Raw genomic sequence first — 12,926 nt, forward strand, 5'->3', positions numbered from 1 at the left:
TTCAGTATTTCACGCCACCGGCAATAGCGTTTATTATGTACCTCTGAGCGAAGATGAACAGTACCACAACAGGAAGTATTGCCAGAACGATTCCGGCTGCGGTGTATCTGAAATTCACCTGAAAAGTGCTGTTCAGATAAACGAGTGCCACAGAGAGAGGATACTTGTTGGAATCGGACAGAACTATGAGAGGCCACAGGAAATTGTCCCACCAGGTGATCACCTGAAACACAACGAGAGTGGCAATATCTGGTTTTATCAGAGGTGTGATTATCCTCCACCATATGTAAAGTTCTCCGGCACCATCTATCCTCGCAGCGTCTTCAAAGCTCTTTGGAATACTCAAGTAAGCCTGTCTCATCATGAAGATACCGAAGATCGTAACGGCCTGGGGGAGAATCACCCCGGTGTAGGTGTTCAGAAGACCGAGTTTTCTGAGGGTGAGGTAGTTGACTATCAAGGTGTTCTGAACTGGTATCATCATCGGAAGAAGAATCAGAAAAAGCACCAGCTGTTTTCCTTTGAAATCTATCCTAGCGAGAGGATAGGCCACCATCAGTGAGAAGAGTACGTTCAAAAGTGTGCCAAAACCCGCTATTATAATCGTGTTCAGATAGTAATTTCCAAGTTTCACAGTTTTCCATGCCCCAACGTAGTTTGAAAAGGTTGCCGGGTACGGGATGAGACTCGGTGGATACTTGTACACGTTGCCCCCTGCCTCGAAAGAGGTCTTTGCGATCCAGTAAAACGGCCACACTGAGAGAATCGCAAAAAGAACAAGAACCACATAAGTCAAAACCTTTCTGATTTTAGGCATAATAGCTCTTCAAACCTCCTTCCCTGAACAGGTAGAAGTTCAGAAGCGAAAACGCAATCACAACGAAACTGAACAGAACAGCGGCGGCGTTCGAGTATCCGAATTGGAGATATTCAAAAGCTCGATTGTATATGAAAATTCCCATTGTTTCCGTTGCGTGAACCGGGCCACCTTTTGTCATGGCGTAAATCTCTCCGAAGACGTTCAAAGCCGCTATAGATGACATGGTTGAGCAAAACAGGATGTACGGTTTCAGAAGGGGGATCGTCACTTTGAAGAAGACCTGAGAAGGCTTCGCACCGTCAACCCTGGCAGCTTCTATCAATTCCCTGGGGATGCTCTGGAGCCCCGCCAGATATATGACCATGTAGTAACCGAAGCCCTTCCACATGGTGACAAACATGATAGCGAAGAGAGCTATCTTGGGATCCGAGAGGAAAGCAATCGGCTCGTCTATAATATGAAGTGATTGGAGAAGAAAGTTGATGAATCCTTTTTCTCTGTACATCCACTGCCATGTGATCGCAGCGATGGTGATGGGAGTAACCACTGGAAGAAAGATGAGAGTTCTGAAAAGATTCCTACCCCTTATGGCCCTGTCGAGCAGGACCGCAAGCAGTATAGAAATGAGCTGGAGCGGAGGTACAACAAGCAGGTACAAAAGACTGTTTTTGAAGGCGTTCCAGAATAAAGGATCGCGAAGCAGATCGACGTAGTTTTTCAGTCCAATATAAAGAGATTCTCCCACTATGTCGTACTGGTAAAAAGATATCTTGATACCGAACACGAGAGGATAATATATGAAAAGCACCATGAGGAGAGTTGGGATCGTTATGAAGAAGAATGCAAGAAGAAGCTGTTTTTTTCTCAGACTCTTGTAGTACCTTCCTGGCATTCTCTCTCTCCTTTCGAAAGGGAGGGGGACACACCCCTCCCCATCTTTTTTATTTCGATTGCTGAGTCTGAATGAGATATCTCCAGTACTTCGCGGTCTCTTTGAGCGCCGTTTCGGGATCTTTCTGTCCAAGGAACACCTGAATAATGGCATCCTTCAGTCTGTCGAACGCTTCTTTTCTGAATGGTATGTCATCGTTGTAGAACGTGATGTTCTCAAGATACTTGGCTCCCATGATTCTGGCTTTGGCAGCGAGCGTTCCATCGTCTTTTGAGAACCACGGATCGTTCACCGCTGCTTTGAGAGTCGGGAATATGGTCACGAGCTTACAGAATGCGATCTGGTTCTCGAGGTTTGCAACGAACGCTGCGAATTTAGCGGCTTCCTTAGGATTCTTGGATCCTCTGACTACGTTCAGAGTTGAGTACCATCCACTCATTCTCACACCCGGTTTTGGAGCTGGAATAGGAGCAACATCGGATTTTTCGTATATTTCCGGAGCGTTCCATTTCACTCTGTCCGCGAACTGAACACCAGTGATCAACATGGCGAGTTCTCCAGCCTGATAGAGTTCTGTTGCTCTCGTCCATTCTCCACCCTGGACGATTTCACTCGGGATGTACTTCTGTTTGTAGAGAGTGGCCCATTTGTTGAGAGTGTGAGCGTATTCCGGTCTGTCGAAGAGCACTTCTTTTATTCTGTTGTTTTCATCCACCGTGTAGAGATTCAATCCGTCCCAGTTGAAGATCGCAGAGGGATCTTGGAAGATCGTAGGAAGAGCACCGTATTTTCCCGTTTTTTCCTTGATCAAAACTGAGTAGAGGAGTATTTCATCCCAGGTTCGAGGTGGATACTTCGGATCCAGTCCAGCTTTTTCGAAGATCTCTTTGTTGTAGAATATCACGTCCACAGCTGTGTACCAGGGAATTCCATAAATTCCGTCTTTCCAAGTGAGTCCTTTGATCATGTTGTCGAAGTACTGGTTGATAACTTCTTCGGGTAGCAAATCGTTCAAGGGGAACAGGACTTTCTTCTGAGCGAATTCGATGGTCCACTGAGCGTTCAGGTTCACAACATCGGGTGGATTTCCAGAAGAGAAGGCCGCAAGAAGCTTCTGCTGGAGAACGTCCCATGGAACATCTTCCCAGACGATTTCAACATCCGGGTTCAACTCTTCATACCTGTCGATGATTCCCTGAATGAAATCTGTGAAGGTCGGTTTCAACGACATGGTCCAGAAGACTATCTTGGTTTTGGACAGTGCCAGAACTGCGAGAAGAACTACCATGAGAATGACCAAAAACTTCCTCATGAATCACACCTCCCTAAAAAATGTTCTAAGGATTTATAGATAGAAATGGGTTTCGTCGATCTTGTGACGACTATCTTTCTTCCCTCGAAATACCTGACATCGAACGGATTTCTCAGAACGAAGTAAACGGTCTTTTCTGCCGGAAGGCTCAGATGGGCTTTCAAAGCCTTTTCGTTCGGTATGTCGGCTACAAAATCGAAGATCAAATCACCTTCAACGAACTCGGGACCGTCTTCTACGGTGTATCGAACAACATTCTCGACTTCGAAAAATCTGGAAACGATCTCTGGAATCTGATCGTAATCGCCCCCCGTGGTGTCTGCCTGACTCAGATTCTCACTGGAAGGAACGAGAAGAGTCACTTCACTGGTATGATCTATCTTTTCAAAACCGAGGAATTCCACAGCCTTTGCCGAAGAATCGGCGAGGAAACCAACACCGCTGTTTTTCTTCGCAAAAGCAAGATATTTTTCCACCATCCTTATGGAGCGCTCCGCTTTGTCCTTCTGGACCTTTCCATCCTCGAGGAGTTTCACCAGCGTTTCATAGTAAACCGGAAGATTTCTGTAATCACCGAGAAGGATCATGTTTCCTCCCGCGTTCAGAAAGAGACTCACAATCTCTTCAACAGAGAAATTGTTCGACACAGCGCTCATTTCCATAGCGTCACTGATCACAAGACCGTCGAAACCGATCTTTTTTCTGAGAACGTCCGTTATGATCTTCTCCGAAAGAGTAGCCGGGAGACTGTCTATCGAAGAGTATCTGACGTGGGCCGTCATGACCGTGACCTTTTTCTCCCTTTCCAGCACCTTTCTGAACGGCAGAAGATCCTCTTCCCAGAGTTTTTCAAAGGGTGCATCGACCACAGGAAGGGTGAGGTGAGAGTCTTCTCTCGCTCTTCCGTGACCTGGAAAGTGCTTGATGCAGGGCATAACTCCACCTTCCAGATAACCTTCACAGGCTTTTGCCCCGTGCTCGGCTACGATTTTGGGATCTGAGCCGTAGCTTCTCATGTCGATCACCGAAGAGCTTTCTTCAGAAAGAAGATCCAGAACAGGAGCAAAAACCATGTTGAACCCCACAATCTCCATGATCTTTCCTGCGATCTTGGAATATCTGTAAGTCACATCTGGTGAGTTTTTCCCAAAGGCAAGATTTCCCGGAGACGAGGGAACGTATTTCAACACCTCAAGCTGGCCACCCTCGTGATCGGAACTGATGAGAAAATCTCCTTCCTTCGATAGAAAACTCATGAAATCCATTAGAAGGTACTCTTTCGAAAGAACTCCTGGATAGATCAAAATACCGGCCGGTCTGTATTTTCTGATTATTTCCTTGACTTCTTCGTTGAAGTCGTTGAAACCGCAGAAGAACAGCTTTCCAAGATCCACGTCCACCACTCCTTCATTTCAGAATCTTGCCGGCGAACTCGTAGTCTTCCAGAATCCTTTTCCAGAAGGCTTTTGCTGCACCGAAGGCGACCGTCCAGAGCCCTCTTTCATCGAAGAGAACCTCAACGTCAGAGATGTGTCTTTTTTCGAGGTGATCCCGAACGTTCTTTGCCAGACCGCTGTGAAATTCCGGGGAAAACAACGTTATGTCCCCACCAAAAATCACGGTTTCGGGATCTAGAAGATAGCTAACGAAAGAAGCAACCTCCGAAAGCTTCGAAAGAAGTTTCAAGAGTGAATCGGAAGAAAGGTTTTTCAAATCTACTTCATCGAGTGTGGCTGGTTCAGACAGAATGGGCGGCAGGATGTCAATTTCAAATTCACCTGCAGCACCGTTGGAACCCTGGTACAGGCTTCCTTCCAGCCAGAGTCCCGCTCCAACACCCACCGGCTGGTTCAGATAGTAAGGAACAGAGATCAGAAAATAAACTACATTTTTCTTTTGAAAACCGTATCCCACAACTGCCGCGTTTGCGTCGTTAAGAACGAAAATCTCTGTTCCAAATTCCCTGGAGAGAATTCCTCCAAGATCGAGATCTTCAATACCGAGGGCCGAAGAAAAGATCACCTTGTTTTCTTTTATGATTCCAGGCATACCGATGGAAATTCCCACTGTGTTTGGATACTTTTCTTTAAAAGGTTCAACACAATCAACAAGAGCGTTTACGATCTCGTCTCCACGAAAGCTTCTGTGTATCTCACTTTTTTCAACCTCGTTTCCCTTCGCATCGATCACAACACCGATCAACCTGTTCTGCTCAACTCCAATCCCCAGAACGAAGAACTTATTCGGGTTTGCCGTATAGAGAGCGGTTTTTCTACCTCCCGAGGAACCAGGAGATGCTTCTTCGACCTTCAGAGCAAAACCCGATTCCAGCAGAGAACGAAAATTCCTGGACACGGTGGACATGTTCACAGAAAGCTTTTCACTGATCTCTCTCATCGATATCTTTTCGTTTTCTATGAGAAGTTTGAGAATCTTGTGTTGAGTTGGTGAAATGTTCAAAAGGGGTCCCTCCCATCGGTTAGTTGCATGCCGCAAACAACTTCATAAATTATTGTCAACCAATAGGTCACGCTTTGTCAAGTTACAGTTTCATTTCGTTAACTGATGGAAGAATTTAAGGAGGGAAAAACGAAAAGGTGGCTCCAGAAGGAGCCATCTGCTTTCTTGTTTTTACTTTCTGTTATACCTTTTTGTAGCAGAACCACCAGTCGTAACACTCGAAATCTTTCGATTCCAGTCTTTTTCTTGCTTCTTCCACACTGCTTGCCGGAGGAACGATCACAGAATCGTTTATGAGCTCGTTGCTTGGCCAGTTGGCAGGAATGGCAACTCCTTTTTCATCTGACGTCTGAAGGGCTCTCACCGCTCTGAGAATTTCATCGATGTTTCTTCCAACTTCCTGCGGGTAGTAGACGATGGCCCTTATGATTCCGTTCGGATCGACTATGAAAACGGCCCTCACTGTGTTTGTTCCCTTGTTGGGATGAATCAATCCGAGCCTTCTGGAAACTTCTCCTAAGTCATCTGCTATGACAGGAAATTCGATTTCGACTCCCAGTTTTTCCTTGATCCACTCGATCCACTTGATGTGTGAAAAAACCTGGTCGATGCTGAGACCTATGAGTTCCGTGTTGAGTTTTTTGAACTCATCGTACCTCTTCTGAAACGCAACGAACTCGGTGGTACACACCGGAGTGAAATCAGCCGGATGGCTGAAGAGAACGAACCACTTTCCCCTGAAGTCGTCTGGAAGCACCTTCTTTCCATGAGTGGTCTTCACTTCCAATCTTGGGAACTCTTCACCTATGAGAGGAATTCTTCCTTCCATACGAAACACCTCCTCGTAAATTTTTAAAATGATTCTAATTTGATATCCATTCTCAATAATACACGTATTGTGTTTCTTGAATTTTTCTGTTCTGTATCAAATTTGAATCACTAGAAATTACACACAGAAAACAAAAAACGGGGAGAATCTCTCCCCGTCTCTACAAGCTTTCTTCTATCGTTTTCAGAAATTCTTCTGATTTCTTCAATCGTTCCATCACTTGATCTTTCGTTTCGAACTTTTCATCGTTCCAGAGGTTCACACTCCAGTCTTCCAGTATCATCTTCCACTCATCGTCCGAAGCCACGCTGTAGGCTCTTTTCAGAGTGTTCAGATAATTCTTTACATCGTTCAGAATGAGCCTGTAGTGTTCGAGGAACCTTATGTATCTTTCGAAAACAAGAACATCTCTGAGTTCGTACAGATCGTTGTAGATCCTGGAAAGCACTTCGCTGATTCTGGAAGCTTCAACATTTCTTTGCTTCATATAGCTTTCGAAGTTTTTCATCCTTTCTACGAGAAGTTCTGCCCATGGATTCAACTTGTACGTGTAGTTCTTCTCTGATATGAATTTGTTCATTTCCTGAACGTTGATGGACAGCCAGTTCAGATTCTTGAAGCTTTCAAAAAGGTCCTTGAAGAGTTTTTCGAATTGGTTCGCGTACTCTTTTCCCAGATTACTTTCGAGGTATTCCTTCAGTTCCTCCAGAACGCTTTCAAATGTCTTTTCTGCTCTACTTTCGTACATCGATATGGATTCTTTTGTGTTTCTGTAGCTCTCATTGTAAATCTTCAGGACGTCTTCGGATACGAACAAGGCCTCCTGACGATTGTTCGAAGAGGCGTATTCGAAAGGCATCGCATGTAGAAAATCGAGAACACCATCTGGAACTCCCCAGACACCCGCTTCGCTCATGCTTTCAACTGCCCAGATTTCCTTTTCGGCAAGGTAGAATAGAAACTCTCTGTTCTTCTGAACGGTGAGCGGTTGAGCTTCCGCAGCTTTCGTAGCGAAATATCTGTAGATATCCTGCCCCGCAACGGCTTTCCTGAGATCGTAGTTTTTCCAGTCAGGAAATCTGTTCCACGCACCCGGAAGAATCTTCACCGTGAGCTTCGCGTAATTCGTGAAACTATCGAAATACCTTGATGTCAACTCAGCGAAGGCTTTCTGTATCAGATCGTCCTGGGCTTTCGAGAACAAAATCTTCATGATCTGGTGAAGCCCCACATACCTTGTTGCAAGGCCTCTGTATGTGTTCCTCTCGTTGAAAGACTTCAGAGAGGAAAGGTACAGAGAAACGGAATCGAGGAGGACCTGAGCGGTGATGAGATTGTCCTCTCCCAGATCGTTGATTGTGGAAAGACTCGCGTTCTCAAGAAACGTCAGATCGGTCTTCTTCACATCCGGAAAGATCACCTTCTGGTAATCATCAAAGTTCTGTTCAAAAAACGCTTTGTAATCCTCTTTTGTCTTCAGCTTCGCTTTCAATTCGTCGATTCGGTACTCGCTTGTTGCAAGCGATGCAAGGTAGAAATAAGATCTTCCGTACGTTTTGTTCACTTGAACGGATTTCAAGAAGTACTCTTTCGCTTTATTATAAAGCTCTACTCTTTGATTTGTGAGCTGATCCCTATAAGATGCTATCTGCTGAAGCATGTTCTGCAACTTCTGCCTTTCTTTTTGAATGGTCTCGAGCCTCAATCTTTCTATCTCCAGGTTAGAAGGCTTCATCGAAAGGTTCTGACTTTCAACGAACTTCTTGAATTCGTCGGGTTTCAGGTAACTGTAACGTCCACTCAGAGAGCTCAGCTCTTCCATGGCTGTCTTTACCTGCTGTTCGTAGTTGTCCAGTTTGGCCATGTCTTCTTCCACTTTCCTTATAGAAAGATAGGCAGAATTTCCCCATTTGAAATAAACTTCAGAAATGAAGTAGTTCCATTTCAAGTAAGCGGAAACGACGCCAACCAGAAGAACGATCGTTCCAAACACAACGGCCTTCTTTCGTTGAATCTCCGCTTTCTTTCCGCCGTAGAAGTACCCACCAACCGCTATGGAAGCAATTGTCATCACAAGAAAACCGTTTGGAAGTAGATGCGCCGGAAAGCTGAACGCGCTGTGCATCATGAACGTGATGAAAGAACTGGCAAGCGCCAGAAAGAGCAAGAGATCGTCCCGCACCGTGATCCTTCGAATTATTTTGAAGAACAGTATCCCAAGCGACATAGCGAGAAAAACAACAGAAGCAAATCCTAAAATTCCCATTTCTCCAAGAACTTGAAAGTAATCGTTGTGCGTTCTCTTGAAGTTGTTCCAGCCGTACATCAGAATCGGGTGGTCTTCTATAACATCTCCCATGTAGTTTATCGTGAGAATCTGATACGTTCCGATTCCGGTACCGAGAATCTTGTGTGTTCTCCACTGGTATATCGATGAGAACCAGGACAGAAGCCTCTCGTGCCAGGAACTCACCTCGGCAACCGCCTGAATTCTTCCTGCGGGAGATACCATTCCGTAACCGTTCAGAGGAGTGGGAAGATTGTAGAGAACAACGAGGACGATCGAAGAGATCAGAACGAAAGTCGTGAGAGCTTTACTCATACTCAGAACTTCTCTGTCTGTCTCTTTCGAAACCTTCTTTTTTCTGAAGATCATGTAGAACACAGAGAAAATACAGAGGGAGATGATGTTCGCAACGTACAGTGATCTCGTCTGAGACACCAGTATTCCCGAAACTATGAGAAGCGCAGAAACTGAGGCTATCACCTTGATCACAGACGCTTCTTTTCTTTTGAAATCGGCTGACGCTATGAGATAGATAGCGAGCGGAAGGTTCAGGGAGAGAAAGTTCGAAACGAAGTTCACGTTTCCTATGGTCGCCTTCACGGTTGCCCTCGAAAAGGGACTCCCCACACTTCCAAGAAAAACATCGACACCGCCGTAGAAGTTCAAAAGCGCGTCGAAAGCTATGAATCCCGCAAGAGCCACACTGACCGTGAGAAACCTTTTTATTCTTTCTTTTGTGACAAAGAAGTTCGAGATGAAGATCGATGTGAAAAACATGAGAAGAACGTAGATCGCTATGTCAAAAGAATATCTGAAATAGACAGGATTATCGCGATAGACATTTATCGTAGATAAAAGAGCGGAGATAGCGAAGGCAAAAAAAGCCACGTGGGCCATGTTGAATCTGATTTCCAGTTTCTCCTTCCTGAGAATCTTCATCAGGATCATGAAGAACATGACGCTCAGAAACACCGTGATCAAAGCGTACTTTGGAACGCTGAACTCGTACGTGAGTTTCCTGGACGAGAAAAGGGCAACGACAACGTACATGATGTAAAACAGAATCTCCATAAGTTTTCCCTCCCGCTCAATCGTAATGAAGAAGCCTGAGGCCTTTGATGAGAACAAAAGAAAACACAACGGCTAAAACGAGCGTCACCACACTCATCACGATATTTCCCAGAGCTCCAAAGCTGAACCCACAGAACACAGCGTGCGTTGCTATCATGATGAAGAGAGCTCTTTTCACCCCGAATCTTCGGGAAAGCTTGTCGTACATGTGATCCCTGTCTCCTCTGAAGATCGATTTTTTGTTCCTGTACCTCCTCAGAACACTCGCCAGAAAATCCAAAAAGAAGATCCAGAGAGGAAAAATCATCGTGAGGAATGTATCGAAAGAGGCAAATCGATTCTGGGAAAGAACGATCGCGGATAGCAAAACAGCCATCAGATAACTTCCCGCATCGCCCATGAAGATCCTCGCGGGTGGAAAATTGAAAACAAGATAGCCAAGAGATGCACCGAGAAGGGAGAGAGATAGGTTTTCGAAGAACACGCCTCTAACCAGAAAGAAATAGGAGAGCGCCGACAGAGCCACAAGACTTCCACAGAGCCCATCCATACCGTCCATCATGTTCACGGAATTTATGAGAACAACGACAAAGAACAACCAGAAAGCGGAAACCAGTAAATTGTCGAGGCCGATGAATCGCCACACGAGCAGAAGCGAAATGCCGAATTCTGCGATCAACCTTGAAAAGGGAGAAATAGAGAACAGATCATCCATCAATCCCAGAGCAAGAGCGATCGATGCCGAAAGAAGAACCACCGTGTCGTTCCACAAGAACGGAAGGACCCCCACAAATATTCCCAGCCCACCCAGGTAAGGTGTTTCTCTCCCGTGGGGCTTCAGAACACCATCCGGCCTGTCCACAATGTTCAGTCTTTTCGCAATTCTTCCGAAGAACCAGACACCGAACAGACTCAAAAGAAAACTCAAAAGAAAAGCCATTCCTTCACCTCGGTTTCACGGTGACGAGTTTTTTCCCATCGACGACGAGGTACTCGAAATCGAACTTTTTGAGTTCTTTCATGACTTCTTCTATTCCTCGACCTATATGTTGCGATTCGTGTGCGTCCGAGCCGATCGTTACGACTCTCCCACCGAGGTCGTAATACATCTCCACTATCCAGTAGTCCGGGTTGGGTTTCCCGTGCTTGAAAAGACCAGCGGTGTTGATTTCAAGGGCCCTTTCGTTTTTCACGAGGAACACCAGAATCTTTTCTATCAAATCTCTGTTCGCTTTGAAATCCGCCTTCGCGTATCTTGCCGGATAGTCCAGGTGTGCAAGTGTGTGGAATTTCACCCTTTCCATCACAAAGAGCGTTCGCTCAAGATAGTCTCTTGCGAGCTCATCCGGTGGAAGGTTCTCATCGTACCGATGTATCCCAAGAAGAAGGTAGTCGAAACCCTCGGGAAAAATCGCCTCTCCCACACCATCCCAGCTGATCTCCGCTCCCTTCGGAAGATCGTATTTCTCCATGGTGAGAAAGTACTCTTCAACGTTGAAATCGTGAACGAGTTCTCCGTTTTCGTATTCGTAGTGATCTGTGATACAGAAATGTTCGATGCCGAGCTTCTGCACTTGAGGGATTATGCCGTCTATTTCTGCCTTTCCGTCGTAGGAAAACGTGGAGTGAAGGTGCATGTCTATCATTGTGATCCCTCCAGGACTTTTCTCAAATAGACAAAAATCGGGTGCGGTGCTCCCACTTTGCTCTTGTACTCGGGATGAAACTGAACACCAACAAAGAAAGGATGATCTTCAAGCTCAACAGCCTCTATGAAGTCGGATTTCGCAGACACGACGAGCTTGTACCCCTCTTCTCCCGGTTTTTTGAACAGCTCTGGAAACGCCTCCTCATTGGCTTCGTATCTGTGCCTGTGCCTTTCGGAAACTTCCTCAACTCCGCCGTAAACTTCGTAGAGTTTCGTTTTTGGAAAAATTTTCACCTTTTGGGCTCCAAGCCTCATCGTACCACCGAGCTTCAATATTCTCTTCTGCTCCTCCATGAGATCCACAACAGGATAAGGTGTGTTCGGATCGAACTCGGTGGAATTGGCCTCTTTGTAGCCAAATACGTTGCGTGCGAACTCTATGACCATGAGCTGCATACCGAGACATATTCCAAGTATGGGCTTCTTGTTTTCACGTGCGTACTTTATAGCTTTTATCTTGCCTTCTACACCTCTTCTTCCGAATCCACCGGGTATGATGAGGGCATCGTATTCGTCGAGCACTTTCTTTACTTCTTCGTCGTTCATGTCTTCGAGCATCTGACTGTCCACCACGGTGGGCTTTTCTATTCCTGTCAGAAAGACCGACTCTATGATGCTCTTGTACGCGTCGTCTGTTCCAAGATATTTTCCAACGAGCGCTATCCTGTAGGGTTTGAAAGCTTTGGGATAGGACCAGTTGAACGTGGATTTTTTCAGCTCAACGTTCAATTTGGAAGCAATCTTCTCGTGCAAACCCATATCTCTCAGTATTTCTGGAACTTCATACACGTTCTTCGTATCGGGCAGGTTTATCACAAAATCGCGTGGAACACCGGAGAAAAGGGCCACCTTGTTCATACTGGGAACATCAAGGGGAAACTCGCTCCTCACGATGACCATATCCGGTGTGATCCCTATTCTTCTCAGAAGTTGAACGGATTGTTGAGTGGGTTTCGTCTTGAACTCGTTGGTCGTTCGAAGGTAAGGAACGTACGTGACGTGAGCGAAAAGGAAGTTTTCCTTTCCTTCTTCCATCTGGAGTTCTCTCACAGCCTCCAGAAAGACTTCCCCCTCGATGTCTCCAACGGTACCTCCTATCTCAACCACGAGGAGTTCCGCCTCGAGCGCCCTTATTCTGTCTTTTATCTCCTCGGTGAGATGCGGCACGATCTGAACGGTGTTCCCAAGGTATTTTCCCTGTCTTTCTTTCTCTATGACGCGAAGGTACACCTGCCCTGCCGTCATGTTGTTCTGCCTCGTCATGTCTCTTCCAAGGAATCTCTCGTAGTGACCGAGATCCAGATCCGCTTCGTAACCGTCTTCGGTGACGAAGACTTCTCCGTGCTGGTTGGGATTCATGGTACCAGCGTCCACGTTGAGATAAGGATCGATTTTCAACACGTTCACATCGACACCGTGTTCTTTCATCAACCTCGCTAAGGAAGCCGAGAATATTCCCTTCCCAATACCGCTGAGGACTCCTCCCGTCACGATCACGTATTTCTTCATCCTATTCCCTCCTTCTCCTCAATATGTTATCACCTGGA

General features: G+C 45.9%; 10 protein-coding genes. All 10 read right to left on the reverse strand.

The window, feature by feature from the left end; all coding sequences use genetic code 11:
• Nucleotide 1 precedes the first annotated feature (1 nt).
• The 10 genes from CELL2_RS00590 to CELL2_RS00635 all read right to left on the reverse strand — a co-directional run bounded on the left by CELL2_RS00590 (nucleotide 2) and on the right by CELL2_RS00635 (nucleotide 12,888).
• Complete coding sequence (locus CELL2_RS00590; RefSeq protein WP_012895832.1) at nucleotides 2-817, reverse strand: carbohydrate ABC transporter permease; 816 nt, start codon at nucleotides 815-817, stop codon at nucleotides 2-4.
• On the reverse strand, nucleotides 810-1,712 hold the full coding sequence (locus tag CELL2_RS00595; RefSeq protein ID WP_004080851.1) for a carbohydrate ABC transporter permease: 903 nt from the start codon (nucleotides 1,710-1,712) through the stop codon (nucleotides 810-812). Before CELL2_RS00595 ends, CELL2_RS00590 begins: the two co-directional genes overlap by 8 nt.
• 49 nt (nucleotides 1,713-1,761) lie before the next feature.
• The gene (locus CELL2_RS00600) at nucleotides 1,762-3,024 is read right to left on the reverse strand and encodes a sugar ABC transporter substrate-binding protein (protein ID WP_004080852.1); all 1,263 of its coding nucleotides are present in this window, start codon (nucleotides 3,022-3,024) and stop codon (nucleotides 1,762-1,764) included.
• The gene (nagA, locus tag CELL2_RS00605; protein ID WP_128080874.1) at nucleotides 3,021-4,424 is read right to left on the reverse strand and encodes a beta-N-acetylglucosaminidase; all 1,404 of its coding nucleotides are present in this window, start codon (nucleotides 4,422-4,424) and stop codon (nucleotides 3,021-3,023) included. Before nagA ends, CELL2_RS00600 begins: the two co-directional genes overlap by 4 nt.
• 7 nt (nucleotides 4,425-4,431) lie before the next feature.
• Complete coding sequence (locus CELL2_RS00610; protein WP_012310335.1) at nucleotides 4,432-5,484, reverse strand: ROK family transcriptional regulator; 1,053 nt, start codon at nucleotides 5,482-5,484, stop codon at nucleotides 4,432-4,434.
• Nucleotides 5,485-5,665: 181 nt separating this feature from the next.
• Nucleotides 5,666-6,313 (reverse strand): peroxiredoxin, encoded by a 648-nt coding sequence (locus tag CELL2_RS00615; RefSeq protein WP_012310336.1) that lies wholly within the window; start codon nucleotides 6,311-6,313, stop codon nucleotides 5,666-5,668.
• A 160-nt stretch (nucleotides 6,314-6,473) separates the two neighbouring features.
• Nucleotides 6,474-9,671, reverse strand: coding sequence for an O-antigen ligase (locus CELL2_RS00620; protein WP_038033956.1), 3,198 nt, complete (start codon nucleotides 9,669-9,671; stop codon nucleotides 6,474-6,476).
• 16 nt (nucleotides 9,672-9,687) lie between these two features.
• Nucleotides 9,688-10,611: a glycosyltransferase family 4 protein gene (locus CELL2_RS00625; protein WP_038033953.1), complete on the reverse strand. Its 924-nt coding sequence runs from the start codon at nucleotides 10,609-10,611 to the stop codon at nucleotides 9,688-9,690.
• Nucleotides 10,612-10,615: 4 nt separating this feature from the next.
• Nucleotides 10,616-11,317, reverse strand: a complete 702-nt coding sequence (locus CELL2_RS00630; RefSeq protein ID WP_012895836.1) for a PHP domain-containing protein — start codon at nucleotides 11,315-11,317, stop codon at nucleotides 10,616-10,618.
• Nucleotides 11,314-12,888 (reverse strand): CTP synthase, encoded by a 1,575-nt coding sequence (locus CELL2_RS00635; RefSeq protein WP_012310340.1) that lies wholly within the window; start codon nucleotides 12,886-12,888, stop codon nucleotides 11,314-11,316. Before CELL2_RS00635 ends, CELL2_RS00630 begins: the two co-directional genes overlap by 4 nt.
• Between the last annotated feature and the right edge of the window lie 38 nt (nucleotides 12,889-12,926).

This window comes from Thermotoga sp. Cell2 (assembly GCF_000789375.1).
Taxonomy (GTDB): Bacteria; Thermotogota; Thermotogae; order Thermotogales; family Thermotogaceae; genus Thermotoga; species Thermotoga petrophila.